The 26,032-nt window shown below is 44.1% G+C and carries 26 protein-coding genes, 1 tRNA gene and 1 pseudogene; 13 read left to right on the top strand and 15 right to left on the bottom strand.

Going from position 1 to position 26,032, the window contains the following annotated elements; all coding sequences use genetic code 11:
• Nucleotides 1-34: 34 nt before the first annotated feature.
• Both NL930_RS01305 and NL930_RS01310 read right to left on the bottom strand, forming a co-directional pair.
• On the bottom strand, nucleotides 35-409 hold the full coding sequence (locus tag NL930_RS01305) for a hypothetical protein (protein ID WP_254377201.1): 375 nt from the start codon (nucleotides 407-409) through the stop codon (nucleotides 35-37).
• A 229-nt stretch (nucleotides 410-638) separates the two neighbouring features.
• On the bottom strand, nucleotides 639-1,205 hold the full coding sequence (locus NL930_RS01310) for a TetR/AcrR family transcriptional regulator (protein WP_254377200.1): 567 nt from the start codon (nucleotides 1,203-1,205) through the stop codon (nucleotides 639-641).
• 155 nt (nucleotides 1,206-1,360) lie between these two features.
• Here NL930_RS01310 and NL930_RS01315 point away from each other — a divergent pair, with 155 nt between their 5' ends.
• The 7 genes and pseudogenes from NL930_RS01315 to NL930_RS01340 all read left to right on the top strand — a co-directional run bounded on the left by NL930_RS01315 (nucleotide 1,361) and on the right by NL930_RS01340 (nucleotide 6,525).
• A complete protein-coding gene (locus tag NL930_RS01315; protein ID WP_039673851.1) occupies nucleotides 1,361-1,897 on the top strand; it encodes a carboxymuconolactone decarboxylase family protein in 537 nt (178 codons plus the stop codon).
• 70 nt (nucleotides 1,898-1,967) lie between these two features.
• Nucleotides 1,968-3,551, top strand: a complete 1,584-nt coding sequence (locus tag NL930_RS01320) for an aspartate:alanine exchanger family transporter (RefSeq protein WP_254377199.1) — start codon at nucleotides 1,968-1,970, stop codon at nucleotides 3,549-3,551.
• 1 nt (nucleotide 3,552) lies between these two features.
• Nucleotides 3,553-4,029 (top strand): cysteine permease, encoded by a 477-nt coding sequence (locus tag NL930_RS01325; protein ID WP_254377198.1) that lies wholly within the window; start codon nucleotides 3,553-3,555, stop codon nucleotides 4,027-4,029.
• Between the two features lie 389 nt (nucleotides 4,030-4,418).
• Nucleotides 4,419-4,775 (top strand): annotated as a pseudogene (locus NL930_RS13360) (methyl-accepting chemotaxis protein); the annotation flags it as partial.
• A 9-nt stretch (nucleotides 4,776-4,784) separates the two neighbouring features.
• The gene (locus tag NL930_RS13365) at nucleotides 4,785-5,174 is read left to right on the top strand and encodes a CZB domain-containing protein (protein WP_373028067.1); all 390 of its coding nucleotides are present in this window, start codon (nucleotides 4,785-4,787) and stop codon (nucleotides 5,172-5,174) included.
• An 85-nt stretch (nucleotides 5,175-5,259) separates the two neighbouring features.
• A tRNA-Ser gene (locus tag NL930_RS01335) sits at nucleotides 5,260-5,347 on the top strand.
• Nucleotides 5,348-5,517: 170 nt separating this feature from the next.
• A complete protein-coding gene (locus NL930_RS01340; RefSeq protein WP_254377196.1) occupies nucleotides 5,518-6,525 on the top strand; it encodes a DNA adenine methylase in 1,008 nt (335 codons plus the stop codon).
• On the opposite strand, the gene NL930_RS01345 is transcribed toward NL930_RS01340, so the two are convergent.
• The 4 genes from NL930_RS01345 to NL930_RS01360 all read right to left on the bottom strand — a co-directional run bounded on the left by NL930_RS01345 (nucleotide 6,522) and on the right by NL930_RS01360 (nucleotide 10,435).
• Complete coding sequence (locus NL930_RS01345) at nucleotides 6,522-7,775, bottom strand: ArsS family sensor histidine kinase (RefSeq protein ID WP_254377195.1); 1,254 nt, start codon at nucleotides 7,773-7,775, stop codon at nucleotides 6,522-6,524. The genes NL930_RS01340 and NL930_RS01345 overlap by 4 nt on opposite strands.
• Entirely contained in the window at nucleotides 7,772-8,452 is a 681-nt protein-coding gene (locus NL930_RS01350) for a response regulator transcription factor (protein WP_254377194.1), read from the bottom strand. The genes NL930_RS01345 and NL930_RS01350 overlap by 4 nt, the downstream gene beginning before the upstream one ends.
• A 38-nt stretch (nucleotides 8,453-8,490) precedes the next feature.
• A complete protein-coding gene (locus NL930_RS01355) occupies nucleotides 8,491-9,630 on the bottom strand; it encodes a PAS domain S-box protein (protein WP_254377193.1) in 1,140 nt (379 codons plus the stop codon).
• A gap of 85 nt (nucleotides 9,631-9,715) precedes the next feature.
• Nucleotides 9,716-10,435 (bottom strand): thioredoxin domain-containing protein, encoded by a 720-nt coding sequence (locus tag NL930_RS01360; protein WP_254377192.1) that lies wholly within the window; start codon nucleotides 10,433-10,435, stop codon nucleotides 9,716-9,718.
• 94 nt (nucleotides 10,436-10,529) lie between these two features.
• Between NL930_RS01360 and NL930_RS01365 the strand changes: the two genes are divergently transcribed.
• Together NL930_RS01365 and NL930_RS01370 are read left to right on the top strand one after the other, a co-directional pair.
• Nucleotides 10,530-10,736: a hypothetical protein gene (locus tag NL930_RS01365; RefSeq protein WP_254377191.1), complete on the top strand. Its 207-nt coding sequence runs from the start codon at nucleotides 10,530-10,532 to the stop codon at nucleotides 10,734-10,736.
• Nucleotides 10,737-10,752: 16 nt separating this feature from the next.
• A complete protein-coding gene (locus tag NL930_RS01370) occupies nucleotides 10,753-11,727 on the top strand; it encodes an HD domain-containing protein (protein WP_254377190.1) in 975 nt (324 codons plus the stop codon).
• 139 nt (nucleotides 11,728-11,866) lie between these two features.
• On the opposite strand, the gene NL930_RS01375 is transcribed toward NL930_RS01370, so the two are convergent.
• The 3 genes from NL930_RS01375 to NL930_RS01385 all read right to left on the bottom strand — a co-directional run bounded on the left by NL930_RS01375 (nucleotide 11,867) and on the right by NL930_RS01385 (nucleotide 13,786).
• Nucleotides 11,867-12,574 (bottom strand): pirin family protein, encoded by a 708-nt coding sequence (locus tag NL930_RS01375; RefSeq protein WP_254377189.1) that lies wholly within the window; start codon nucleotides 12,572-12,574, stop codon nucleotides 11,867-11,869.
• 127 nt (nucleotides 12,575-12,701) lie between these two features.
• Nucleotides 12,702-13,268, bottom strand: coding sequence for a YceI family protein (locus NL930_RS01380; protein ID WP_254377188.1), 567 nt, complete (start codon nucleotides 13,266-13,268; stop codon nucleotides 12,702-12,704).
• Nucleotides 13,269-13,330: 62 nt separating this feature from the next.
• Nucleotides 13,331-13,786, bottom strand: a complete 456-nt coding sequence (locus NL930_RS01385; protein WP_060825147.1) for a MarR family winged helix-turn-helix transcriptional regulator — start codon at nucleotides 13,784-13,786, stop codon at nucleotides 13,331-13,333.
• Between the two features lie 154 nt (nucleotides 13,787-13,940).
• Between NL930_RS01385 and NL930_RS01390 the strand changes: the two genes are divergently transcribed.
• Complete coding sequence (locus NL930_RS01390; protein ID WP_041963070.1) at nucleotides 13,941-14,459, top strand: hypothetical protein; 519 nt, start codon at nucleotides 13,941-13,943, stop codon at nucleotides 14,457-14,459.
• An 8-nt stretch (nucleotides 14,460-14,467) separates the two neighbouring features.
• Here NL930_RS01390 and NL930_RS01395 read toward each other — a convergent pair whose 3' ends face one another.
• From NL930_RS01395 to NL930_RS01420, 6 genes are read right to left on the bottom strand one after another with little or no spacing between them, the layout of a single operon-like run.
• Nucleotides 14,468-16,450, bottom strand: a complete 1,983-nt coding sequence (locus NL930_RS01395; protein WP_254377187.1) for a bifunctional diguanylate cyclase/phosphodiesterase — start codon at nucleotides 16,448-16,450, stop codon at nucleotides 14,468-14,470.
• 15 nt (nucleotides 16,451-16,465) lie between these two features.
• Nucleotides 16,466-18,301 carry a selenocysteine-specific translation elongation factor gene (gene selB / locus NL930_RS01400; RefSeq protein ID WP_254377186.1) on the bottom strand — a complete coding sequence of 612 codons (1,836 nt, stop codon included), beginning with the start codon at nucleotides 18,299-18,301 and terminating at the stop codon, nucleotides 16,466-16,468.
• Nucleotides 18,302-19,639, bottom strand: coding sequence for an L-seryl-tRNA(Sec) selenium transferase (gene selA / locus NL930_RS01405; RefSeq protein ID WP_039673806.1), 1,338 nt, complete (start codon nucleotides 19,637-19,639; stop codon nucleotides 18,302-18,304).
• On the bottom strand, nucleotides 19,636-20,310 hold the full coding sequence (locus NL930_RS01410; RefSeq protein ID WP_039673804.1) for a response regulator: 675 nt from the start codon (nucleotides 20,308-20,310) through the stop codon (nucleotides 19,636-19,638). The genes selA and NL930_RS01410 overlap by 4 nt, the downstream gene beginning before the upstream one ends.
• The gene (locus tag NL930_RS01415; protein ID WP_254377185.1) at nucleotides 20,303-21,949 is read right to left on the bottom strand and encodes a sensor histidine kinase; all 1,647 of its coding nucleotides are present in this window, start codon (nucleotides 21,947-21,949) and stop codon (nucleotides 20,303-20,305) included. Before NL930_RS01415 ends, NL930_RS01410 begins: the two co-directional genes overlap by 8 nt.
• The gene (locus NL930_RS01420) at nucleotides 21,921-23,084 is read right to left on the bottom strand and encodes an ABC transporter substrate-binding protein (RefSeq protein ID WP_039673800.1); all 1,164 of its coding nucleotides are present in this window, start codon (nucleotides 23,082-23,084) and stop codon (nucleotides 21,921-21,923) included. The genes NL930_RS01415 and NL930_RS01420 overlap by 29 nt, the downstream gene beginning before the upstream one ends.
• Before the next feature lie 202 nt (nucleotides 23,085-23,286).
• Here NL930_RS01420 and NL930_RS01425 point away from each other — a divergent pair, with 202 nt between their 5' ends.
• The 3 genes from NL930_RS01425 (at nucleotide 23,287) to NL930_RS01435 (ending at nucleotide 26,027) form a co-directional block, all read left to right on the top strand.
• Nucleotides 23,287-24,969 (top strand): 4Fe-4S dicluster domain-containing protein, encoded by a 1,683-nt coding sequence (locus NL930_RS01425; RefSeq protein WP_254377184.1) that lies wholly within the window; start codon nucleotides 23,287-23,289, stop codon nucleotides 24,967-24,969.
• 5 nt (nucleotides 24,970-24,974) lie between these two features.
• Nucleotides 24,975-25,694, top strand: a complete 720-nt coding sequence (locus NL930_RS01430) for a molecular chaperone (protein ID WP_254377183.1) — start codon at nucleotides 24,975-24,977, stop codon at nucleotides 25,692-25,694.
• A 129-nt stretch (nucleotides 25,695-25,823) separates the two neighbouring features.
• On the top strand, nucleotides 25,824-26,027 hold the full coding sequence (locus tag NL930_RS01435) for a twin-arginine translocation signal domain-containing protein (RefSeq protein WP_039673793.1): 204 nt from the start codon (nucleotides 25,824-25,826) through the stop codon (nucleotides 26,025-26,027).
• The last annotated feature ends 5 nt before the right edge of the window (nucleotides 26,028-26,032 follow it).

The raw sequence follows: 26,032 nt of genomic DNA on the forward strand, positions 1-26,032 counted from the left end.
CTATACCGATACTCATCGCTTCTTACCTTGCATATTATGGTTTGACATGTGGGTCGGGTTGTTTTAGTGGAATTTTTTTTATGATTTCAGTTATTCCTACTGCTATTTTAGTCTTGATTGATAGTTTTATTTTATTTCGAAATTTAGATGTCATTAAAGAAAAATTTCCAAAAATATCATCTACTGCTCTACCAATCATCGCAATCTTAGTCTCGATTTTTATTTTGGCTCCTGCTATTTCAAACGTGATTTCAATAATTGTATTAACTATTTTTAAAAAGGTTGGTATGATTAATGTAAGTCCTATGGGTTTTGCTATTGTTGCTCTTTTGATTAATCTTATTGCATTTTTCTTTGGCTTGCAGTATTGTTTAAAACTCATTAAGGAAAAAATACCTAATTTTGACACACCTATGACTTTTAAAGTTATCGCACTCATTGTGTCGGGCTATTATTTGATAAGCCTCGGCTATAATGCTTACACTTATCTATATATGCCGACAATAAGCAACAATCTATTTCAAACACTAAATATAGGTTCTCAATGTATCTTCTGGATATTGACATTGTTTTATGTTTATAGGTTTTTACATCTTCGCAGAGAGTTATAATTATTCAAAACAAGCAGAGTTTTTCCATTACCTCTTCCCCTCAATATGCTCTATCAACTCCTCAATCACATCGCTATAATCCTGAGCATTTCCACTCGCTTTGGCGGCTAAAATAGCGCCTTCGATCGTTGAGGTGATGAAAAGTGCTAGTTTTGTGGTATCGCAGGGTTTCATCTCTTTTACTTCAATGGCTTTATCTAAAATGGCTTTGACGTTGGAGCGAAAAGCGCCGTAGATGGACTTCATGAGCGTGTTGAAATCTTCATCGATGTTGGACATCTCTTGGATGATGTTGGCGATGGGGCAGCCTCGTTTGAAGTCTCGCACAGAGGTGTCACGCAAACGGGTGAAGAACTCTTCCAAAAAGCCGCTGGTGTAGGTTTCGACGTAGCGGTATTTTTCGGCGTTTTTTTGCAAAATGGTCTCTTTGATGGCGGCTAAGGCCATCTCTTTTTTATTGGCAAAGAAGTGGTACATGGAGCCTTTGTGCACGCCTGCTTTGGCTAAGATGTCGGCAAGCGACGCACCTTGATAGCCGTGTGAAAAGACCTCGTCAAAGGTAGCGTTGATAAGCTTATCGCGTGTTGTTTCCATCGTATCGTCCTTATGTTTCTACCGTATTATAGCACAGTTCTTCTAGACTTGACTAATCGGTCAAATTTTGTTAGAATGCGTCTTGACTAAACGGTCAAGTTATCCAGTCGCGTTTAAACGCTCGTATCGACACCATCACTTTCAAAGGAAACATAATGCCATTGATTCAAACGATCAAACCCGAAGATGCCACGGGAGAATTGGCGGAACTTTACGGAAACATTACGGCGATGCGCGGGCGCGTGAGCAATTCGGCGCAAATTTTTAGCGCAAGCCCCGAACTGATCAAACAGCAAATGAGCTTTATCGAATACTACATGTTAAAACAAAAAAGCCTCTCGATGCCTTTGCTAGCCAGCATCCGTATGCTCATTTCCGATAAAAACAGTTGCAGCTACTGTGTCGATATGAACGCTTCCATTCTGATTAACATGTTAGGCTGGACGCCCAAAGAAGTCGAAGCGATGCGCGCCGATCCGCAAAATGCCAAGCTTGAACCCAAAGAAAAAGCGATGCTTCTGTTTGTACTAAAAGCCGTACGAACCCCACACGATGTGGAAGCCAAAGACGTCCAAGCCTTGCGCGATTTTGGCTACAGCGACGGTGAAATTTTGGATGCAACCAATCACGGTGCGCGTATGTCAGCCATCGACATTATCTTCGATGCCTTTAAAATCGAAAAAGATTTTTAGTCACGTTTGCCTTAAAAGTAACGGCTAATTAAGGTATAATTCGCCTAATTCTTTTAAGGCATTTTTATTTATGATCAATAACGAAATTTTCTATCTTTTTGCCATTATCTCCGTCGGTTATATCTTAGGCAACGTCAAAATCAAAGGTTTTTCGCTCGATGTGACCGCGATGCTTATCGTAGCGCTCATAGCGGGGCATTACGGCATGGTTATTTCCGATGCGTTTCAGTATTTCGGTCTGGCGATTTTTATCTATGCGGTCGGGCTACAATCCGGTCCCGGTTTTTTTGACACTATCAAACACGAAGGTCTCAAACTCAACCTTTTAGCGGCACTTTTGCTGGTTATTTTGTTTGTGATCATCTTTGCTACCGGACATTTTTTGCACATGCCCAAAACCATTATCGACGGTATTTTTACCGGTGCGTTGACTTCCGTTCCGGCATTGGCGGCGGCTTTGGAGATCAAGCATACGCCCGCAACGTCGGTTATGTTCGGTTTGGTGTACCCTTTCGGTATCGTCGCGACCGTTTTGTTTATACGCCTTTTGCCCGTCTTTTTTCGCGTGGATTTACAAAAAGAGGTTGAGGCGTACGAAGCGGCGCAAAAGAGCCGATTTCCCGATATTTTGACGCGCAACTTTCGCATCACGAACGAAAATTTTAAAACCACGCAAATTAAAAAATCGCAAATCGAAGCCATGACTTCCACGGTGATCGAACGCATGAGCACCGAGAAAATCGATAGCACCGAAGACGACGACATTTTGCTTCGCTACGGCGACGTCATTCGCGTCTGCGGAACGGAAGAACAGCTTGGCAACCTTAGCATCGTTTTGGGAGAAAGCATCGGCGAAGAGCATGTTTTTGACGACAATATGATCGTTTTACGGCTTTTAACGACGTCCAAAGAGATCATCGGCAAAAAAATCGGTACGGTCAAAGAGCTTAAATCGCTTCGCGCGGTTATTACGAAGGTTCGACGTGCGGGTATCGACATCGCGGCTTATCCGAATTTGACGTTGCGCTTGGGCGATAAACTCCATGTCGTCGCTCCCGAGATGTACGCCGAAAAAGTAACGAAAATCATCGGTAACGACCTTTTAAAATACCCCGCGGCAGACTTTTTACCGATAGCCCTCGGTGTCGTCGTCGGCATTCTTTTGGGAAGCGTTCCGCTTGCGTTACCGTTTGTCGGAACGATCAAGCTCAGTTTCGTGGGCGGCATTTTGATCTCGGCATTGGTACTCGGACGACTCGGGCGCGTCGGACCGATCGTGTGGAATCTCTCGCCGCACTCGACGTCGCTTCTGAAAACCTTGGGACAGTTGATCTTTATGGCAACGCTCGGTACGAATGCGGGTAAATACTTGGTCGAGTCTTTGGAAAACAACGGGTTTATCCCTATTTTGGTCGCATTGGGTGCATTGTTGGTTGCCCTTGCCGTGGTCGCGTTGATTTGCCGTGCGATTTTCAAGATGAACTTTATCGATATTTTGGGACTTCTCTCCGGAGCGATGACCTCGACGCCGACCTTAACGATGGCGAACAACATTACCAAAACCGATTATCCCTCCATCGCATATGCCGCCGTCTATCCTTTAGGGCTAGTCTTGGTTATCGTCTTGGCGCAATTGGGTATGAAGATGATGTAACATGCAGATGAACATCCTCACGCACAACCATTGGCTCAACCACTATGTTTTAAACAAAGAATTGAGCCTGCTTGCGGGGATTTCATCGAACGCTTATCGGTATTGGAAAGGCGTGGAAGCGGCAAAATTCGACGATGCGCGGGTTGTTTTTTTACGGAAAGAGAGCATTTTGCCCAAATATCGATCTATCGTTGCCAAATGTACCGATCTTAGCGGTATGGTACAATCCCAAGCCTTTTGCAAATACACGGGGTTAGCCCCCTCGCACCTTATAGAAGGTAACAACTCTTGCATCTACAAAGCGCTAAATATCATCGACGTTTGCGATATCAAATTCGTCAATCTCAAAAAATTTTACGATGATTTGAACTTGGATTACGGTTATCACATTTATATCGAAAAATGCCGTTATTTCGGTCCTTCGCCCTTGGAAAAAAAGATTCATCTTAGTAGCGGAATTTGCGTAGGATATTATTAAGGATGTAACGCAAAAATCACGTTGCTTTCGTTATAATGCCACTCGATAAAACGCAAAAGGGGACAAGGATGTTTGGTTCAAAACGAATCGCAGAGCTGGAAAACGAAAACCAGTGCTTAAAACAAGAGCTTCAAACCGCACGCCAAGAGGTCGAAACGTACCGTCTTGCGCAACACGATCTTCAAACGACGTCGCTCAACGAGTCGGCAGACACGAGCAAAGAAGAACTTCTTTCTATTTTACTCGGAAGCTACGAAGACGGTATGAACTTTTTACAAAATACCGTTGAAGAAAGCCTGACGATGCTTGGCGAAATTAACACGCTAAACGACGCTTCGATGCTCGGCGGTCAAAACGTCGAGAAGCAAACCCAAGAGATTTTAACGTCGATGGAAAAAATCCAACTTCTCACGCAAAACTTTACGCGTGACGTGGAAAATCTCTCAAGTAGCGTTTCGGCGATTAGCGATATTATCAATTTGATTAAAGATATTTCCGATCAAACCAATCTTCTTGCACTCAATGCCGCGATCGAAGCCGCACGGGCGGGAGAACACGGACGTGGATTTGCCGTCGTTGCCGATGAGGTACGAAAACTGGCGGAGCGTACGCAAAAAGCGACTTTGGAAGTCGAGTCGAATATCAGCATTTTGAAACAAAACACCAACTCTATGGCAGATACGAGTGAAACGTTCCAAACCGAATCACGCGCTTCTATGGCGATTTTGGATAAATTTTCCGTCGAAATTCAAACGGTGCTTTCCAATTCGACGCGCATTACCAACAAATGCGACAACGTCACCAACGAAATTTCCGTCAGCAACGGTAAAATCGACCATATTTTACTCAAACTCAGAGGCTACAATGCCGCATTAAAGCGTCAAAATACCGACATTATGGGACACACGTCATGCCGCTTCGGCAAATGGTTTACAAGTGTGCAAAAGTTACTCAATACCAACATCGTTCATGAAGTGAGCGATCACCATACGCGCGTACACGACGGACTGAAAAAAGCCGTTGAAATTTTTGCAACAACAAACAATGCAACCGAGGGTATCGAAGCGTTTAAAGCGGTTGAAAAATCAAGTAAAATCGGCTTTGAAAAACTCATTGAAGCGTTTAAGGCGATTCGTAAATCGTAAAAAAGAAGGATTAACGGCTTTACATGTCAAGCCATTAATCCTCAAATAAGCACAAAATCGTTATACTTCCAGTTCTTTCAAAAATAGAGAGGTGTCCGAGCGGTTGAAGGAGCACGCCTGGAACGCGTGTGTGGGGCAACTCACCGAGGGTTCGAATCCCTTCCTCTCTGCCATTTCTTCCTACAAATTATTTTCAATTCAGCGTTTCATTGTTAGATTTCCCTTTTGCGTACTATTTTAATGCTGACATGTCAAGATTTTTCGTAGAAATTTTTTCACGCACATTCGTTTCAAAAAGCGATATACTTAGGACTTTCAAACCATACGATACACAAGAAGTCTTATGAATTATATCGGCTCGAAGTACAAATTATCTTCGTTTTTGAAAAAGACCATTACCGATGTCCTCGGTTGCGACTTATCCCAAAAAGTGTTTTGCGATCTTTTTGCGGGTACGGGAATCGTGGGAAGAAGCTTCAAAAATGACGTCAAGCAGATCATTAGTAACGATCGCGAAGCGTACAGTTTTGTGTTAAACAAGCATTACATCGAAAATTGCGAAACGATTGCCGAGCAAGACGCGTTGATCGAAGAGCTTAATGCCCTTGAACCTATCGATACCGGTTTTATTTACACCCATTATTGCATAGGAAGTCAAAGCGGCAGACGCTACTTCAGCGATGAAAACGGTCAGAAAATCGATGCGATACGCACGCAAATCGAAGTATGGAAAACAACGGGCACGATCAATGACGCGGCATACTATTTTTTAATCGCTTCCCTCATCGAAAGTGCCGATAAAATAGCCAATACCGCGTCTATTTACGGCTCTTTTTTAAAAGAACTCAAAAAACCCGCCGCACGAAAGTTGGTTCTCACCCCCGCCGATTACGAGCTTGGCGTCAGCTCTCACGTCGTTTATCAAAAAGACGCTAACGTCCTTATCAAAGAGATCGAAGGCGATATTTTATACCTTGATCCGCCTTACAATCACCGAGACTACGGAGCGAATTATCACCTGCTCAATACGATTGCCCTTTACGATACGTTTACGCCCGAAGGCATTAGCGGTTTACGTGCCTACCAGAAAAGTAGCTATTGTAAGAAAAAAGAGGTTTTTCGTGCATTTGAAGAGTTGATTAAACATGCTCGATTTTCTTCGATTTTTTTGAGCTATAACGACGAGGGGCTTATGAACGCCATCGACATCCGCAAAATTATGTCAAAATACGGCCGTTATCACTTGGAAAAAAAGGCGTATCGTCGTTTTAAAGCCGACAAAACGGAAAATAGAAATCACAAAGCCGACACGACGTATGAGTATTTACATATTTTGGAGAAAGCGTATTAAAGAGGCGAGGACGTTTCGTTTTTAAGCCAAATCGTAAAGACGTTGGTTCCTTTTTCGTGTCGGTACTCTAACTTCATACCGTGTAGGCGAATGACATGCCATGTAATAAAAAGTCCAAATCCCAACCCTCGCGAACTTTTCTGCTTTTTCCCTTCTAAAAAATAGGGTTTTGCATAGTCTTCGAGCGTACATTCCAAAGCGGGTGCTTCATTGCTGATGGTAATGCATTTCGTGTCGTTGCGAAGCGTGACATGGGCATCTTTGGAATAGGTGACGCCGTTGTCGAGCAGGTTTTTCAGCGCAACGCCGAAAAGTTCAAAATCAACGTTTAGATCGATCGGCACAAGTTCACATGTGATATGCTCTTTCTTGTCGGCTAAAAGATCCAAGGCAAAATCGACGATATCTTCGACGTGATAAGCTTTGATGTCGAGTTTTAGCTCGTCAGCACTGAGTTTTTCGATACGCGAAAACTCCTCCAAAAGGGCTTCTTGGCGTTTAAAAACGTTTTGTAAAATCGAAGCGTAGGTCGTGTCTTCGAGCATTTCCGCCGCCAACTTTCCTTTGGTAATCGGCGTTTTGAGTTCGTGCATAATGTTGCGTAAAAAAAGTTGTCTCGAATCGCGTAAGGACTTGATTTTGGTAACGGCCGCGTCAAATTCATTCGCCAAAGCGGCGATTTCGTCGTGTTTATTGCTTTTACATGTAATGTCGTAATGCCCGTTTGCAAAACGTTTGATCTGTTCGCGCAAATTTTTGAGCGGTAAAAGGCTGCGAATAATGCCGATGTAGAGTATCACGACAAATGCTAGAGCTAAAAGCGGAAAAACGATACGCGGCAAAATCTCTTTTTTAAAAGGTGCTTCTAAAACGATAGGCGGCATATCGCGGTTGAGCAAGATCGTATAAATATGCATACCGTAAGGCACGCAATCGACTCCGTAGCGAAAACGCTCTTCCATTCGTTTCATCGGAAAAGGTTTCGGCGGACGAGGGCGGTCGAGAATTTTGTCTTTGAGCGTTTCGTCGGTGACGAGTGAAAACCCCATCTCTTCCAATTTACCAAAATCGAGGTTTTGCGTTTGCCGATCAAAAGCGGCACGCAAGGCGACATGAGAGTAATCGACGACGGTTTGGACGTCGCGTAAGGTTTCGTAACGTGCGACAACGAAAAAAATAGCACTCAGACCCGCAAGAGCAAGCGCGAAAATCAGCGTTATGCGAACCAGAAGCGAGTGGTACCATTTCATGCTTGAAGCCTATATCCGATTCCTCGGACGGAGTGGATGAGTTTGGGCTCTTTAGAGCTCTCGCAAAGTTTGGTGCGAATACGGCTAATCAGCACGTCGAGGCTTCGGCTTTCGTTCTCTTCGTTGAGGCTTGGCGTACTGCCCAAGAGTTCGGCTCTTGAAACCACACAATTGTTTTTTTTGATCAGGTATGCAAGTACGTCGTACTCGGCGGGGGTGAGCGTTAGGGGTGCATTGCGAAAGAGGATCGTGTGGCTTTCTTCTTTGAGATGTAGCTCGGACGCTTCGGACTCGTCGCTACTTTGAAGGCTCTTTTTGTACCGTCTTAAAACGCTCATAATGCGCGCGTAAAGCTCTTTGGGCTCATAGGGTTTGGGCAAATAGTCGTCGGCTCCGAGTTCCAAGCCGATAATTTTATCTTCCAAATCGCTGCGCGCGGAAGAGATGATAATAGGAATATTGCTTTTGGCGCGGACTTCTTTGCAAATCTCAAGTCCGTCGAGTCCGGGAAGCGAGAGGTCTAAAATCAGTAAATCGTATTTGCTCAGGCTAAGAGCGCTAATTCCTAAATACGGGTCGTCGTAATTGGTAACGTTGATATTGTAACGTTTTAAAAAAGTGCATAAAATATCGGCCAACTCGACGTCGTCCTCGATCATCAGTAAATTGGGTTGCATCGCCTTATCCTCGAAAAATTGTTTGATTCATCATACCTTTAGAGTTTGAACGATTTGTTAATGCAAAAACCGCCGATAACCTTATCGGCATCTTGAGTATCGATGATAAAAGTGTAAATCTCAAACGTGACGAGCATGCCCTCTTGCGTCGAAAGCTCAAGCGTATGGTGAAAGCGGTTTTCAAAAAAACTCAAACGATCGATATCGTCGATCGTATCGGCTGTTTTAGCGTCGAAAAGTTCGTGCGCGGTTTTGGACTGCCATGTTTTAAATCCGAGGAATTTTTGAAAAGCGCGGTTGAGGTAAAGATACGGACCTTGGCGATGTTTGATAAATGCCAAAACGGGGAGCTGTTCAAAAAAAGCGGCGTAACGTTCGTTTTCAAGCGTTGCGCTTTGAAGTGCCGCTTTTTCATGCGTGATTTCTCTAAGGGTTCCTACCATACGAATCGCTTGGTTACGTTTGTCGCGAATCGCTTTGGCTTTGACGCGAACCCATTGCAACGGCTCGCTTTGGCGAATGCGGTGTTCGATGCTAAAAATATCGCTTCTACCGTCAAGATGCGCTTTAAGACGCTCGTTAACGACGGCCATATCTTTAGTATGCACCAAATTGAGCCATGACGAAAGCGTTGAGGGCGTTTCATTGGGCGCGTAACCCATGATGTGTTTCCACTTAGGCGAAAAAAAGACGCTCTCCGTTTGAATATCCCAATCCCAAAAAGCCTCGTCGTTCCCCTCTAGCGCAAGTTCCAAGCGCTCTTTTTGGTGTAAAAGGCTTTCTTTGTTTTTTTGAAACGAGGAGATATCGACGATAATACCGCTGTACCCGATGGGCGTATTTTCTTGACCGAACAGGGTTGAAAACGAGATCTGAACGCTTTTGCGTACATCATTGTCGAACGTGAGTTCTGTGGTGACGCTTCCTTTTTTAGGAAAGGTTTCGATATGGGCTAACGCCTCTTTTGCATGTGCGCCAAAAGCTTGTGCGAACGCTTTGTTGCAAACGCTCTGAGACTCTTTCTTATAAAAAGAGGGAAGTGCCAATGTATAAAAAACAAGATCGTTTTCATAGGAAACGGAGGGCTTTTTAGTGCGTTTTGCACGTTGAAACGAGGTTATGAAAAAAAAGATTATACTTAAAAGAGCGGCTAAGGCAAGAAAAGTCGTTAAGCTCATCGTTTCTCTTTTGTGATCGCTAGCATGCTTAAAAAGCAAAGTTTTTCATGCCGCTTGAAGTTTCAAAGCGGCATGAAAATCGTGTTTATTTTAACAGTTCTTTTTCCCGTACGATAAACGGAACGCCTTTAATGCCCGCTCCGAAATATTTTGCTTTAAGCTCATCGATATGAGCGATTTCTTTATCGCTAACTTTTTGGTCGTATTTGACCGATTCGTCGTAATATTTTTTCAAGATTTTAATCTTTTCGGCATCGCTTTTGACTTTGGACGTTTCGTTGTAAATCAAGGCGGATTTTTCCAATGAACTTCTCTCATGCACCGGCGTGAAGATTAAACGTAGGTTGTGCGTCGTTAAACGTTGCTCGATTTGAGCGAGTTCTTGACGGCAGTAAGGGCACTCCGGATCGGTAAAAACGACGAGAGTGTCTTTTTTAGGATCGTTACCGAGTGCAACGATATTTTTCTTATCCTCTTTTTGGTACAAAGGAGAGAGTTTCTTTTGAAGCTCTGCCATTTCCATCATATCTTTGATGCTTCCGCCTTGTTTGATGCTAATGACATCGGGGAAAATAAGATCTTCTTTGGTGAAAATGCTCAATTTTTGAGAACGTTTTCCGTCGCTTAGGTTCAGCGTCACAAAATCCATTCCGTCGATGCCGTCGACTTTTTGGCGGGAAACCACTTCGATGGTAATGTTGGGGACTTGAATCGTTGATTTGAAATGTTCAACGATTTCGGCATCGGTTGCGGCAAAAAGGGATGAGGTAAAGAGCGCAACGAGCCATAAAAGATGTTTTTTCATTCATTTTCCTTATGATTTGCAGTTTGTAAACTGCATGAAATGTTAGGTATTGTACAATAATTTTTATCATATTTTGTTAACAAAAGGTCAACGAATGGCTGAGAACGCCGATAAAACGCAACTAATTCGTGATATTGAAACGCTGATCGAGTCCGACCCGAATGCGCCGATTGCTTCTTTTTCAATGCTTGAATTCTTGGAGATCGACGATTTGGCATCGATCAAAGAAAACCTTCTCCGCTCCAAGTCCAACCGTTCGCACGAAAATGAACAATGGTTTAACGAGCTGTGTAAAAAGTAAGTTTCGAGGTACAACGATGAATTCTATTTGGCCCTATCTAAACGCGTTAAAAGCGCGTCGAATCAAGGCGGTTTATACCTTAAATAATCTCGTCGAGTTGGCTTACGAGGTTGAAGGACGCACGAAAAGCGTTACATTCTCTTTTCATACCGAAGGCGGAGCGATGGGGTATGTGGAGTCGTTTTATTGCGATACTATTCCTTTACCGCCGGCTAAAGTTTTGCATCCGCTTAGCGGAACGTTTCACGTCCTGAAAGAGTGTCGTTTGTACGTCGGCGAGAGCGGTTGGGAACATTTTGAGGAGTTGGAACTCGTTACCGATCGGGGAAATTATCTGTTGTTTTTCGATACTTTGGAGAAAAAAGAGCATTATGCCGCGATGCAAAAAGACAAATCGCCGACCTTGCCCTTAGCAACGCCGAAGGAAGTTTTTTTGCCGCAAGAGCTTTTTAACGTGGACGATTTTCGCGAAAATCTTGCGTTTGCCCTAAAAGCGCACGGTGAACAGAAAACACCCCACGGTTTGCCGTATGCGATGCATCTTTTAAGCGTGACGGCAGAGGTTATCAACGCCTTTTCGCGAGAGCCTTTGAGCTATGACGAGCATAACGTAGCGATCGCGTGTGCGCTTTTACACGACGTGAACGAAGATACGACGACTTGCATTACGAAAGAGAGTCCTATTGCCGGACATAAAGAAGTCATCGCCAAAGGCGTACACGCGCTGACGAAAGATAAAAGCTTGCCTTCCAAAGAGGCACAAATGCGCAAGAGCCTCGATCAATTGAAAAAACGTCAAAACTGCGTTGCTCTGGTAAAACTTGCCGATCGCATCGTTAATCTCGGTGAGCCTCCCAAACATTGGGATAGCCTCAAAAAACGTGCCTACCTTGAAGAAGCGCAACTCATTTTACATGAATTGGGGTATGCGCATACCTACTTAGCTTCGAAACTTCAGGACAAAATTAAGGCATATTCGCTTTATATGTAAGAATGCTACGGAACTAAAAATGCTTAGCGTACGCAAAAACGAAAGGATACGCTATGCGTGTTTGGATCACTTACGTCAAATATGCCCCTGAGATTATCGCTTTGATCGCAACCTGTATCGTGCTTGCTCGCTAAACGTTTTAAAGCATCGCTACGTCAAAGAGAAGGATTCGTGCGGATTGAATCGCTTTGATTTCGTATGTTTTATCCTCGGTAATCTGCACTTCGTCGCGCGCTTCCAGTAAAACGCCTTCGATTTCAACGCTTCCCTCGACGATAAAAAGGAGCCTGCCGCGATTGGGTGCCGATGAAGCAAGAAGAAGGGTCTTTCCCTCGTTAAGGTGCGCCGTTTTGATCAATGCGTCTTGGCGAATCGCAATGGAGCGATCTTCGCCGTTGGGCGAAACCAGCGTTAACCAGCGATCGGGGCGTATGTCGTTGCGAAAATCGCGTTGCGCGTAAAGGGGTTGAGCTCCTTTTCGATCGGGTTGAATCCAGATTTGAAATAAGGCCGCTTTGCCTTTTTCGGAAGCAAATTCGGAGTGTAAGACACCGCTCCCCGCACTCATATACTGAATTTCGCCCGCATGAATTTCGCCGCGGTTTCCTTCCGAGTCTTGATGAATAAGAACGCCTTGCGTCACGATGGAGACGATCTCCATATCGCGATGCGGATGCATGCTAAAGCCCTTGCCTTTTTCGATAACGTCGTCGTTGATGACGCGAAGCACGCCAAATCCCATGCGTGCGGGGTCGTAATATTCCGCGAAGGAAAAACTAAAACGGCTGTGAAGCCAACCATGCTCTGCTTTGCCTCTTTGGTTAGCTTTATGAATCGTAAATGCCATGGTTGACTCCCTTACATGTAAACTATTGTGACACGCTTTTAAAGCAAAGCTTTAAACACGACGTTAACACTGGGTTCTCTTCAACAGAACCCACGCACTTTTAGTGCTTTTTAAATAATGAGGAAAACTATTTTTGCAAAATTCCCTCTAACGCAACGTCGATTTTAACCTCTTCGCCTACGATAACGCCGCCCGTTTCAAGGGCTTTGTTCCACGTAATACCAAAGTCGGATCGGTTGATTTTTCCGCTAAGCCCAAGTCCTACGCGTTTGTTACCGTAAAGATCGGTTGCGGCTCCGCCGTTTTCGTAAGCTAACACAACGGGTTTGGTCACCCCTTTCATCGTGAGTTTGCCGTAGGCTTTGTCGCCTTTGATTTCATCAAGCGTAAAGGTGATCGTTGGATACTTTGCAACATCGAAAAGATCGGCGGAGCGGAGGTGATCGTCTCTGTCTTTGATACCGGTATCGATGGAGGCGGCTTGAATCGTTCCGTTGAGCGATTGAAGCGTTTTGCTGGCTTCATCGTAAACAAAGCTTCCGTTAAAAGTCGCAAAATTGCCTTTGACGGTTGAAATCATCGCGTGTTTGACGCTAAAATCCGTACTAGAATGGCTAGGATCGACGTTGTAATCTCCGGCAAAGAGGGCAGTGCCTGCCAAGAAAGAGCTTGCGAGTAAGGTTTTGATTTTCATAAGGTTCCTTTTTTTACTAATTAGTAATATTAGAGCAAAAAAATAGCTGACTTACACGAAGTCTATTGCGCTTTTTGCAGTTTTCGTAACAGGTCGTATAACGTGACCAACTCTTCATCGCTCAACATGTCAAAATAACTCTTAAGATTGGCTGCGTGTTCGGTAAACATACCGCCGATGAGTCCGCGTCCGCTTTCGGTAATGCTTACGATACGCACACGGCTATCTTCAAGAGACGGAAGCGTTTGAACAAGACCGTCTCGCGTAAGATTTTTGACAACCACGGTGACGTTTCCCGGAGTGCTCATAATCAACTTGGTGATAGAACCTATCGGTAAATCGCCGCGATGGTAAAGGACTTCCAAAATTTCAAACTGATTCATACTCAAACCGGATGCGTTGATGTATTTCAACTCTTTGGCACGGATTTTTTGAAATGCGCGCAGGATTTGAATCCATGTTTGCATGCTTTTATCGGTGCGCTCTCCGTAACTTTTGACGCCTGAACGTAGTTTCATTTTTCCTTCCTTTGGCGAAATTATATTACTAATTAGTAGTAATGTCAAGACGATTCTAAAAATAAAACAAAAACGTCACTTTTCGGTTGACATGTAACGTCTTCTTCTTTAAATTGTACTATAATTGCGCCGAATTTTACGGATAGGGAAAAGTATGGAAGAACATCAAACGGAACACGAAGCGAAAAACCTCTCAAGCAAAGTGTTCGCGCTCAATCAGTTTTTGGAGATTAACGTTGAAAACTTGTTGCTCAATATTTTAAATATCGCTCGGTATATTTTTATCGTGATGATGATCGTCTATTTGGGGCAATGTTTCATTAGTCTGGGCTATAAAATGGTATCGTTTACGATTTCTCAAGGTGCGCTCGATTTTAATTCGATGAAAATTATTTTGACGGACGGCTTGTTTATTTTGATCGTCTTGGCGATCGTGAAGACGCTTTTTATTCAAGACGGGTTTGACTACGCGGTGACCTTTCTTGAAATTTCGTTCGTCGTATTGGTTCGAAAGCTCATTTTGTTGGAGACCGATCCTTCCGAGACCTATTTATTATTCGTGTTGGGCATTACCTCCGCACTCTTTTTTATTTTGATCGTTTATATCAAAGGAATGAAGCATAAGTGGGAGCGGGAAAAGTGCGAAAAGTGTCTTCAAAATAAGGAAAAATAATAGTGCATTTACGTGCGGAACGTTCTTTCGGGTTTGCCGAAATAATAGCCTTGAAAAAGATCGATTTGAAGCGCTAACGCCTCTTCGTACACTTCTTGGGCGTAGACAAATTCCGCGACCGTTTGAATGCCGATTTTTCGGGAAAATAAAACGATCGCCTGTACCAAAGCAAGGGCTTTTGGATCGTGCGCGATATGTTGAATCAACGAGCCGTCGATTTTGATAAAATCAGGGGACAACTCGAAAACGTAAGCGTAATTGGAGTAGCCCGATCCAAAATCGTCGATGGCAAAACGAACGCCCAAGGTTCTAAATTTTTGTACGAAAGCTTGAACCGTCGCATAATTTTGAACGCCTTGGGATTCTAAAAACTCGACGACCAGCAACTCGCCCGTAGCGGTTGCTTCGATATGCTCGTAAAGTTCTTTGCAAAACGGGGTATTGATCAGATCCAAATAACTCATATTGAGCGAGATACATGTGCGCGTTTTTGCGGCAATATCGATGCTTTTAAAGAGCATCATACGCGAAATTTCGGAGTATTGATGGGTTTTGATCGCCGTTTCCAAAAAATCGTTCGGAGCGTAAAAACGTGTCGGATCTTCATCGTCTTGCAGGCGTATTAATGCTTCGTATTTGACGATTTTTCCGTTTGCGGCGACGATGGGTTGAAAAAAGGGCATAAAAAGGTCGCATTCAATCCCGCGTGCAATTTTATTTTTCCAATAAACGTTTTTTTCTATCTCTTGTTTGATGGCGTGAATATCGCGGTAAAAGACGACATGCGTGTGCGTCTTTTTCGCTTCATTAAGCGCAATGTCGGCAGTGCCGAGTACGTTCTCTTTCTCGAACGAAACGCCGATGCAAATATCAAGATAAAGAGGCTCTTTGAGCGATCGTACGCGGATCGTATGCTCTTTGACGCGGGTAAGAAGTTCTTCGATCATTTTAGAACATGCATCGCTATCGTAGGAGCTATCGGAGCGTAAAATGACGAATTCGTCTCCGGAAAGTCGGTAAAGATCCAAACGGCGGCGTTTCGTAAACTCTTGCAGCAGCGTGGAAAAAAGTACCAAGACTTCGTTACCGACTTCCACGCCGTAGAGTTCGTTGATGGTGCGAAAAGCGTTAATATCGATCAGCAAAACGGCGGGTGAACGCACAAGCGCGATGTCTCTTAAAAGAGCGGTTCGGTTGTAAAGTTTGGTCAGATGGTCGACGTAAAGTCTATTTTCCAACTCTTTGTAGAGTTGAATGATCTGTAAAACGATTTTATAAATTAAAAAAGAGACAAGGATGAGCGTGAGTGCGATCAGAATGATCTCTCCGGCATAGTAGTAGCGATCTTCGCGCGCTTTTTGTTCTTGAAACGATTCAAGATAGCGATTTTCGGTCTCTAGCGCGGTTTCGACTTCGATCTCGTAACGGCTAAGGAGTGAAGAGACGACTTGGTTTTCGCCTCGAATGTGAAACGCCAAGGTATTGAGGTCGGGATGATTTTGCGCAAAATAGCGATCGCGCGTCTCTAGGAGTTCTAAAATATGGCGTAATTTTTCTCGAATCTCTCCGTGATGAAACAAAAGTGCTTGCGGCGAACCTAAAGAGAGCGAAGGCGTATAGGTTTTGGTAACGCTTTGCGTGCTGTTGTGCGACAAGGGGATACTCAGCGTTCCACCTTGCACTAGGGTCGTGTTTTTTTCAAGAAGACGATCCAAGGTCGCTTCGATTGATGCCGCGATTTCGAGGCGTTGTTTTTCGGTTTTGGTTGCGGCGGAAAGTCCTAAGAAACTGATTTGAAGCCGATGGACGTCTTCGAGTAAGAAGCGGGTAATGTCGATTTTTTGACGCAAGTTGTCTGATTTGCGATCGAGCGTACGTGAGAGCGTATGAAAAAACTCATGCACGCCGATTACGAGAATCCCGCTTGCGATAAAGCATGAAAAAAGCCATACGAGATATTTAAACAGTACTTTGTTGACGATATACCCCATCGGCTCCTCCTGTTTTTAGATTAAAATTCTTCGCGTGTCCTCTTTTTTAACGTCGTCAAAGTTATCGAGATAGTCAAGGTAAGCGATCAAATATTTACGGCTCATTTCAAAATGTTCTTTAAAGGATTTAATATCGATCCCTTTTTCGTTGCGCATAATGTCTCGCATATTTTTAACCATCGTACTTAAGGCCGCAGCGGTAACGAAAAGGTTGTGTTCCAAACGAACCACTTTTTTTGCGCGCGTGAGGCTTTTAAGCGCATCGTCGCCCATTTTTCGGTCGATATCGAGTGCATCGTAGATATTGTACGGCGCGTCGGGCGTGAATGCCGATTTTTCCAAAATTGCGTAGAGTTTTTCTTCGATCAAGGCTTCGATATTGTCGATATCGATTTGTGCGTTTTTATAGACGCCGCCGATGAAATCAAGTACGCCCTCGTCGCAAAGTTGTTGTAAGACGCTCTCCACGAGTGCCGTGCTCGCCCATTTGAGTTTAAGCGAAATCGAGCTTGCCGAAAGAAGCGCGTAGGCGTTTTTAGCGTAGATCGTTTTGATAATCCCCTCAAGTTCCGATCGAATCGAATCGGGGTAGAGTACCAAGCCTTTTTGATCGACGAAAATACCTTCCATTGCGTCGGCAATCTCGATAGCTTCGTCATGGTTGAGTCCGAAGCGTTGGTTGGAAGAGATGAGCCCGAAACCGTGTTTGTGCATCTCGACCAAAAGGGAAAAAGCGCTTCGGTAATCTTTGACATGTAAGGCGTGAAGCAGTTCTAGTTTCACTTTTTTCTTCATCGGGTCGTTGATAGGATTGAGCACGCGTCCGCCGCCGACCGTTCGCCCGCCGATCGCCAAGATAAAAGGTTCGCCGTAGACCAAAAAAAGCGTTTTGTTAAAGTGCAATTTCGCGTAGCCTTGCGTAAAACTCTCTTCGTTTTCGTAGCTCAAAAGCCGCGCTTCGACTTGCTTGGTTCCGACGAAAAGGTTGAGTTTGGCGTTGTGTTTGAGCGTATGTCCGCCGATGCTCTCGACCCACACGTCGGCAACGTCGAATCCTCGGATAAACCCTTTTTTACAAAAGAGCAAGCCTTTTTCAAACGAGGCTTTTTGCGCGCTTTGAATGTTGATCGCGGTTCGTTGCGAACTAAACGCTTCGGCAACGTCTTGCTCGTGAACTTGAAGGTTCCTGACGGTAAATTCTTTATCGATTTCGGGAGCGTAGAGCTTTTCGCCGACTTTGATCGTTCCGTCTAGAACCGTTCCGGTCACGACGGTTCCGGCTCCCGCGATCGAAAACGAGCGATCGACGTAGTAGCGAAACAGACCGTTACTTTTTTTAGGCTCGCAAGGCAGAGCAAAGAGGGTGTTTTTAAGCGTCTCGATCGAAGAAGGCTCATAAATGCTTACCGGAACGATAGCCTTTAGTTGAAGGTGTTTGAGCGTTTCAAAATAGCTTTCGATCTCTTTGCGTCGAAGCGCAAGCGTTTCGCCGGAAGCTAGGTCTTTTTTGCTCAAAGCGACGACGATGTGTTTAAGCCCTAAGAGATTGAGAATCTCCAAATGCTCTTTAGTTTGGGGCATCATACCTTCATTGGCGTCGATGACGACCAGTCCCGCATCAAATCCGAAAGCTCCGGCGATCATATTTTTTAACAGTTTTTCATGCCCCGGTACGTCGATAAACGCAACATTGGTCGTGTCGTTGTGCATGGAAGAAAAGCTCAGGTTGATGGTAATTCCGCGGCGTTTTTCTTCTTCTAAACTATCGCCCTCAAATCCCGTCAGTGCGGTAATAAGAGCCGTTTTACCGTGGTCGACGTGACCGGCGGTTCCGACGATGATATACTCCATTTAACGTCCTAAAAGTGTGGTAATAATCGTGATAAGGCGTGCTTCGTTACTCGGCAATATCGTACGAAAATCGAGTAAAAACGCGTCGTTTTCGATGCGGCCGATCACGTGCTTTTCGCGAAAAGCACGCTCTAAATGCGTTGCTTTTCCTTTGATACGTAAGGCGACGGTAGGAAAACGTCGGTTGGGAAGCGTACCTCCGCCCATATAGGTTTCGCTTTCCACGACCTCGCAAAGCGTTTTACCGACTTTGTTTCGCACAAAAGCGGCACGTTTTTTAAGCTCTTCGACGCTACGGAAAAGAAGCCAAAGCGTCGGGATCTCTTCGTAGGCTTCTTGCAAATAGGCTTTGATGCTCTCTTCGAGCAAACTCAAGGTGATTTTATCGACGCGAAGCATGCGTAAGAGTTGGTTTTTTTTCAATGCGGCGATCAAATCCGTGCGTCCGGCGATAATGCCCGCTTGCACGCTTCCAAAGAGCTTGTCGCCGCTAAAGCTGATTAAAGAGGGCTGACATGTCAGAATTTGTGAGAGCGAATGTTCGCGGTTGCCTAGGTGATAAGGCAGTTTGGGAACATACCCGCTTCCAAGATCGTAGTAGTCCAAAAGACCGCGGTTGGCGGCAAGATGTCGCAGGCTTTCGTAATCGACGCTTTCGCTAAATCCTTCCATCGAAAAGTTAGACTGATGCACTTTCATCAACATCGCCGTACGGTCGTTGATGGCATCGGCATAGTCAAGGATTTTCGTTTTATTGGTCGCACCCACTTCACATAAAATCGCACCGCTTTGCTTCATGACTTCGGGAATGCGAAAACTTCCTCCGATTTCGACCAATTCGCCGCGGGAAACCACGACTTCTTTATTTTGAGCAAAGGTGTTGAGTACCAAGAAAACGGCGGCGGCGTTGTTATTGACGATGAGAACGTCCTCAACGTTCAAAAGGCGTTTGAGATGATTTCCGACATGCTCGTAACGTTCGCCGCGGCATCCGAGCTCCAAGTCGTATTCTAAATTGGAGTAGTTGCAAATAACTTCGCTCGCGCGATTTAAGAGCGTTTTAGAGATAAGGCTTCTGCCCATATTGGTGTGTAAAATGACGCCGGTTGCATTGATGAGCGGTTTTAACGAAGGCTCTAACGCTTCATCGTAAGCCGCTTTGATGGAGCGGATTAACGTCTCTTCGTCAAAACCGTGAATGCTTTGGTCGATCAGTTTTGTACGTAAATCGTTGATCTTCTGACGAATAATCTGCACCAAAAGATGTTCGTTGAGCCCTTGAAGCTCGGGGTGCGTTAGACATTTGTCGACTTTAGGAAGGGTACGAAGCGGATTCATGCTTCCTCCGGTAAGGGAAGTTTGGTTTCGTCGAAAAGGTATTTTTTATTTTGTATTTTAGTCAAAATACCCTGATCGCCGAGCTGTTTAAAGAGTTTGATGACGGTCGGTTTGCTGACGCCTACTTGCTCCATAATTTCGCTGTAGGAGTAATTGAGCATATTGTCGTTGTCGAGATTTTTGATAATAAAACGGATAATTTCGACTTGCTTGCTGTCGGTGACCGCGGAGATAGTTTTGATGATATTGTACGAACGCTCGATCTCTTTGGCCTGAATTTTCGGCAGTAAAACGTCGTGCAAAGCGTTAAGCAGTTCTTTGATGTTGACAGGCTTGATTAAATAGTTATCGACGTGAAGTTTGATAGCATCAAGGAGGTATTCGGTGTCGCTAAACGCAGTGGTGACAATGGAGGGCATTTCGATCTCCAAATCGTGCTTGAGCGTCCGCAAAAAGTCGAGTCCGTTACTGTAGCGAAGGTGAATATCGGCGATAATAACGTCGATTTTTTCGGTTTTGATGATTTCCAACGCTTCGTCGATCGTTTGCACCGGATAGATTTTTTTCACGAAATCTTCCAAGACCGAAGTCGTATGTTTGAGAAGATCCGCTTCGTCTTCGATATACAAAACGTTAAAAGTGCCTAAAAGCTCGAAATTACGCTTATTCATCCTCTGCCTCGCCTAAATCAATCTGTTTTTTGGGTATTTCGATCGTAAACATGGTGCAATCGAAAAAATCTTTCGTCCCGAGTTTGTGGCGAAGGTTTTTACATGTAATCTTTCCGTGCATATGTTTTTCGACCATTTGTTTTGACATGTAAAGCCCGATTCCCGTGCCTACGCTTTTGTGTTTTGTCGTAAAATAGGGGTCGAACACTTTGGGTATTATATCACTTTTTATTCCGCCGCCGTTGTCGATGACGTTGACGAAAATACTCTCTTGATTTTGTTTGGAGATAATGTGAATGATCTTTTCGTTCAGTTCTGTTTTGCCCGCTAAAATGTCCTTGGAATTTCCGATCAGGTTTAACAACACGTGAATCAGCTCGTTTTTAAAGCCGAATGCTTCGATGTCGTTGCGGATGAAAAACCGTAGCGTGATCTCTTCTTTTTCCAATTGGTATTTGGAAAGATCGATCGCTTTTTGGATCACGTCTTGAATGTGAAACGTTTTTTTGCTTTTGTTGGGGTTGAAGAACGTACGAAAATCTTCCAAGGTTTCGGACATATTTGACGAGAGCAGTTCGGCATCTTTAACGCGCGAGCTTACAAACGCTTCATCGAGTTTTCCCGCGTAGAATTTACTCTCAAAACTTTGAATGATCATCATCAAAGAGCCTAAAGGTTGTCGCCATTGATGCGCGATATTTTGAAGCATCTCTCCTAAAGAGGCAAGGCGGGCTTGCTGAAACATAATGTTGTCTTTTTTGCGGCTGTTCTCGACTTCACGCTTGATGCGTTGTTCTAGCGAGTTGTTCAGGTCTCTAAGCTCATGCGTCTTTTCGGCGATATTTTCTTCCAAATAGTTGTGAATGTTTTTAAAATGGTTGATGATGATTAAAAGCACCATCGTGATAAAAAAGAAGATCATACCGATGAGTAAGATGAGCATATAGGTACTGGTTTGAAACAAGCTGTCGTTAATCTGTTTTTCGGAAATCGATTGTTTGAGGTGGCTTGTAATCAAACTGGAAAGATAGATGTTTAAAGAGTTGGTCGAGAGCATAATCGAGTCGATCATTGCCGCGGCTTCTTGGGTTTTTTGCGCTTTGAGTCGATCAATCAAAAGCGTGATTTGCGCGTCCAATTCGTCCATTTTGAGGGATATTTTTTCGACGATACCTTGCTGAAAAACGTTTTTCTCGGGTTTGTTCGGCGTCACCAAGAAGAGGCTGAGCCAACGACTCGCAAAGTAGGGAACGCCTCCGATATGCATATTGGCGGCTTTTTGGTAGCTTTGCCACTGTTTTCGAATAATTTGTTGCGAAAGGTAAATGACCTCGATCGCATCTTGGCTACTGATTTGTTTGTCTTTGATGTCGCTCAGGGTTTCGGAGATATTAACGCGGTAGATGTCTTTGATCTCTTCCAAATCGACCTGCGGAAGTGTGTGCTTTTGAAACAATGTTTCGTAGTCGTACTTGAGCGCAAAAATAGAAACGAACATCAAAAAGCCGATGGTCATCGTGCCGCTGAGAATAATCGTAATGAGTATTTTCGTTTTATTGCTAAACTTGATCGTTTCGAGTTTTTGGTTGATAAACTGAACCAGCGTCATCTTAATACTCGTATTTTTGGATGATTTCAAATTTACCTTGACGGTAGTTGGACAAATAGACGTTGTTGAGCAATTGCGAATGCTTATAGCGCAACGGAATGTTATCCAAACTGTTTTTAGGCAATGTTTTTAAAGCGTGTAAAAATTTGGATCGGCTTAAAGGTCCTTGCACCGCCTTTAACGCTTTGACGAGCGCTTTGGCGGACAAATAGGCTTCAAAAGAGACTAAAGAAGGTTTTTCTTCGGGATAGTAAAAGCTAAGATGGTCCAAATACTCGGCCGCTTCTTTGGAGTAAAAATCGTCGTACGAAGGGACGGTTTGCGAGAAAAGAATGTTCTCTCCGTTACCGTGAAGCTCATACATCAAAGCATCGGCATTCACAAACGAAATCGGGCAAAAAATGATTTTTTCAGGGCAGCACTCTTTCACTTTCTCGATAAAACGCGCCGTCGGTTTGTATGCGCCCACCAAAATGATAGCTTCGGGTTTTGCCGCTTCGATTTCGTGAATTGCATGGCGAATGGAAAGCGTGTTGCGTTTGTACGTTCCCTCGGCAGAGAGCGTCAAGTTGCGTTTAGAGAGTGCATGCGAAAGGGCGATATAACCCTCTTCGCCATAGTCGTCATTTTGGTAAAAAATCGCAAACCGCTTGACGTTTAAAACGCTGGTTAAGTGTTCGACCAATGCATCGACTTCTTCTTCGTAAGAACTACGAAAATTCACGATATTGTCCGCTTCTTCGGTGCGTAAGAAAGAAGCCCCCGTGTAAGGAGCGATAAAAGGCGTCCCGCTCTCTTCGACCAACGGTAAAACACGTTTCACCGTCGGCGTACCGACAAAGCCGAAGAGGGCGAAGACATTGTCTTTATTAAGCAAAGTGAGCGTGTTGCTCCACGTATTTTCGGGTTCGTATTTATCGTCGTAGCTGATGAGCTCGATAGTCTTTCCTTGGATGCCGCCTTTAGCGTTGGTGTAGCTAAAATAGGTATTGGCGCCCACGACGATGTCTTTGCCCAAATGGCTATTGATACCGCTGAGCGGTAACGATGTACCTAAGACGATCGATTCTTTAGGCATGGCAGTGTGGTAGATCGTAAAGATTCCCGTAAGCGCGACAAAACTGACTAAAATAACGGTAGCGATTAGGAAAACTTTATTAACCAAATTGTAGCCTCTGTGCATTGGGATTAATGATTATAGCCATATGAAGTTTAATCTCTCCCTAAGTTCGTAAAACACCCCAGATACATTATATAAATTAATATATAACTATAAGTAAACGTGATAATTTTTGTCTTGTTAAGATCGCTTTAAAGGTTTTGTGCTTACAATACGGTCAATAAACATTTACCAATTGGACGTTGAAATGCATCAAGAATTTGCTTATTTTAGTAGAACACCGCTTGAGTTTCCTTTGGGCGATGAAATCGACGTCGTGAACGCTCCAAGCGAAGCGGAGTACATCGTCTCTAACGATCCGTGCGTCAACGCGGTGATCTATGCCCCCGAAATTAACTTCTATCTGGCACGCTCCAAAGACGTTTTGGCTCAAAAAATTCGAAATGTTTCCAAATTGTATGCCATTCGAGCCGTCGGATTTGACTACGCACAAGACCAAGATTATGCCCAAGAAGTCGGTACAAAGTTACTCATCGTAACGGAAGATTGTGAAAAAGAAGCATTGAAAGAGACGTTATCGGCTGAAGGTTATAGTGTTGTTACGCTTTTACCCTCGATGATTTTAGACGTGAACGGACATATCGGCGACTTAGCCGTGGTTTTGAAAAAAGACGATGCCATTTTAGAATTGAACTGTGATCAAATACTTTGGTGGAACGCTCCGAATTTTGCGATGAAACAAAGCGGCGTTTACGATCCTTCGTTGCTCGGCGAAGAGACGGCGTTAAAAAAAATGCGCGCCAACACCGGTACGTATCGCTACAAAAATTTTATCAATTACGACAGTTCGATTTGCCAATACCATGAGCGTCGCGAAGAGGTGTGCGGTAAATGTGCCGAAGTGTGTCCGACGGTAGCCATCTTAAAAGAAGACGAAACGAAGCATTTAGTTTTTTCGCATATCGATTGCCACGGTTGCGGCGGCTGTATTAGCGTTTGTCCAAGCGGTGCTTTGGACTATACGCAGATGCCAAGACGCGCATTTTCTTATATGAGCGAATACTACGAAGGAACGATTCCTTTAATTATTCCTCAAAAAATGGATTTGGAGTCTATTACGATTCCTTTGGAAGAAAACGTTTTACCGATGATGATCGAAGGCGAAAAATACCTTCACGAAGCACATATGCTCAATTTGCTTCAAACATGCGGCAATCCGATAGTGTTTTACACCGATTTTATCTCTAAAGGTACGGGCGACGTTATTCGCATTATCAATGAAATTTTTGAACGCAAATACGCTAAAAAAGCAATTTTCGTTTGCCAAAACGCACAAGAATTAAGTCACGCTTTCGAGACGATGCAAGCTTTGCCGGAGTGCCGATACGGCATTAACGAAGAGGGTTTACGCAAACGCGAAATCTTTTCGGCGCGTTTGGCACATTTGGTCGGCGATGAGGATTTGGGTACGGTTCGAACCGGTGAACATGTCCATTACGGCGATATTCGCATTGATGCGGAAAAATGTACGTTGTGTTTAAGCTGTGTGGGTGCTTGTAACGTTAGAGCTTTGACGGCGCATCCGGAAGATAATTCGTTACGTTTCAACGCATCGATTTGTACGAATTGCGGTTATTGCGAAGCGACCTGTCCGGAAAAAGAGTGCTTGAGCGTGATTAAAGATGAACTTCGACTTAGCCCGACATGGTTTTCCCAACGCATCATGGCGCAAGACGAACTTTTCAAATGCGCCGAGTGCGGCAAAGAGTTTGCGACGGCAAAAGCGATCCGTAAAATAGCCGCCATTATGACGCCTCTATTTTTAGGCGATCCGGTGAAACTAAAGACACTTTATTGCTGTCCCGATTGTAAAGCAAAAGTTATTTTTAGAGCTTCCGTCGAAGCAAACGTTAACGAAACGGTAGGATAAATACGATGCAAATAAATGATCAATCGATCCATCAAGCAAGAGCGTTGTATTACACGTTTTTTGCAAAAATATTAAGTTTCAATGCTCAGGCAGACAAATATGCAAAAATAGCAGATTTGTTGAAAATTTTTATCGCTAATCCTCTCGATGAAGGCTCTGATGCGGCGTTTCGTTCGATCGATTCGCATTTGCGAGCTAAAGGAGGGTGCGAAGCGCTTAAAGAAGAATACGACGAGGTTTTCGTCTCTCCGGAAAGCTCATTTATTCCGATGAGCGCATCGTATTACGACGAAGGGCGCGACGACGGCCAAAAAAGGGTCAAAGCGGCAGGTTTGGTTTTTCGTTCCAAATTTCGCAAAAATGATTCGGTATGCAACGATTCGGAAGATCAAGTGCTTTTTTTATTTCAATTCATGAGCCGCTTGATCGAAGCGGGTGTTGCGGGCGATGAAGAGAGCTTAGCGTTGGCAAAAGAGGTTTTTGCCGAAATCCTCAACGATTTTATCGACGAGTTTACCGCCTTGTTATTGCAACACGAAAAAAGCTTTTTCTATCAAAATACGGCGATTGTTTTAAAAACTTTTATTGCTTTTGAACGCTTGTTCTTACATGTCGAAGCTTCGCATAAAATCGCGAGCGAAGAGAGGGCTAGTGCGGTCATTCAAAAAGACAGAAAACCTTTAACGCAAAGGGTAAGACGTAACTTGGATGAGATCGTCTTGTGATTTTTACGCCCTATGAATATGCCAAAATCGCATATTCATAGGAGTTTCCAAAGCACGCGCGTGCTTGTTTTGGAAACTCTTTTGAAGAGTTGATATAAAAACGTATTCCTAAACAGGAGGTCTGAGAAGATGCACGAGAACAGAAGGGACTTTCTAAAAAAAGCCCTCGGGACGACGGCAGTGGTAGCAACTGCCGGTGCAAGCGGCGTTTTGGCAAGCTCGAAAGAGGCTGCCAAAGGCGCAAACGGTGTCGTTTATGGGAAATCTCCGAAAAAAGAGATTTTGTATAAAGAGACGGATGCATGGAAGCTCTACTATAAGAGATCCTATTAATTACA

The organism is Sulfurospirillum sp. hDNRA2 (genome assembly GCF_024206095.2).
GTDB lineage: Bacteria > Campylobacterota > Campylobacteria > Campylobacterales > Sulfurospirillaceae > Sulfurospirillum.

Bases quoted from the DNA above. Each gene is read 5' to 3' on its own strand.
- NL930_RS01375 (WP_254377189.1), bottom strand. From the start codon at position 12,574: ATGGCATTTACGATTCATAAAGCTAACCAAAGAGGCAAAGCAGAGCAT.
- NL930_RS01345 (WP_254377195.1), bottom strand. From the start codon at position 7,775: ATGAAATGGTACCACTCGCTTCTGGTTCGCATAACGCTGATTTTCGCG.
- selA (WP_039673806.1), bottom strand. From the start codon at position 19,639: ATGAATCCGCTTCGTACCCTTCCTAAAGTCGACAAATGTCTAACGCAC.
- NL930_RS01395 (WP_254377187.1), bottom strand. From the start codon at position 16,450: ATGGGGTATATCGTCAACAAAGTACTGTTTAAATATCTCGTATGGCTT.
- NL930_RS01425 (WP_254377184.1), top strand. From the start codon at position 23,287: ATGCATCAAGAATTTGCTTATTTTAGTAGAACACCGCTTGAGTTTCCT.
- NL930_RS01355 (WP_254377193.1), bottom strand. From the start codon at position 9,630: ATGAGCTTAACGACTTTTCTTGCCTTAGCCGCTCTTTTAAGTATAATC.
- NL930_RS01325 (WP_254377198.1), top strand. From the start codon at position 3,553: ATGCAGATGAACATCCTCACGCACAACCATTGGCTCAACCACTATGTT.
- NL930_RS01390 (WP_041963070.1), top strand. From the start codon at position 13,941: ATGGAAGAACATCAAACGGAACACGAAGCGAAAAACCTCTCAAGCAAA.
- NL930_RS01340 (WP_254377196.1), top strand. From the start codon at position 5,518: ATGAATTATATCGGCTCGAAGTACAAATTATCTTCGTTTTTGAAAAAG.
- NL930_RS01410 (WP_039673804.1), bottom strand. From the start codon at position 20,310: ATGAATAAGCGTAATTTCGAGCTTTTAGGCACTTTTAACGTTTTGTAT.
- NL930_RS01380 (WP_254377188.1), bottom strand. From the start codon at position 13,268: ATGAAAATCAAAACCTTACTCGCAAGCTCTTTCTTGGCAGGCACTGCC.
- NL930_RS01350 (WP_254377194.1), bottom strand. From the start codon at position 8,452: ATGCAACCCAATTTACTGATGATCGAGGACGACGTCGAGTTGGCCGAT.
- NL930_RS01310 (WP_254377200.1), bottom strand. From the start codon at position 1,205: ATGGAAACAACACGCGATAAGCTTATCAACGCTACCTTTGACGAGGTC.
- NL930_RS01365 (WP_254377191.1), top strand. From the start codon at position 10,530: ATGGCTGAGAACGCCGATAAAACGCAACTAATTCGTGATATTGAAACG.
- NL930_RS01430 (WP_254377183.1), top strand. From the start codon at position 24,975: ATGCAAATAAATGATCAATCGATCCATCAAGCAAGAGCGTTGTATTAC.
- NL930_RS01435 (WP_039673793.1), top strand. From the start codon at position 25,824: ATGCACGAGAACAGAAGGGACTTTCTAAAAAAAGCCCTCGGGACGACG.
- NL930_RS01370 (WP_254377190.1), top strand. From the start codon at position 10,753: ATGAATTCTATTTGGCCCTATCTAAACGCGTTAAAAGCGCGTCGAATC.
- NL930_RS01385 (WP_060825147.1), bottom strand. From the start codon at position 13,786: ATGAAACTACGTTCAGGCGTCAAAAGTTACGGAGAGCGCACCGATAAA.
- selB (WP_254377186.1), bottom strand. From the start codon at position 18,301: ATGGAGTATATCATCGTCGGAACCGCCGGTCACGTCGACCACGGTAAA.
- NL930_RS01360 (WP_254377192.1), bottom strand. From the start codon at position 10,435: ATGAAAAAACATCTTTTATGGCTCGTTGCGCTCTTTACCTCATCCCTT.
- NL930_RS01315 (WP_039673851.1), top strand. From the start codon at position 1,361: ATGCCATTGATTCAAACGATCAAACCCGAAGATGCCACGGGAGAATTG.
- NL930_RS01320 (WP_254377199.1), top strand. From the start codon at position 1,968: ATGATCAATAACGAAATTTTCTATCTTTTTGCCATTATCTCCGTCGGT.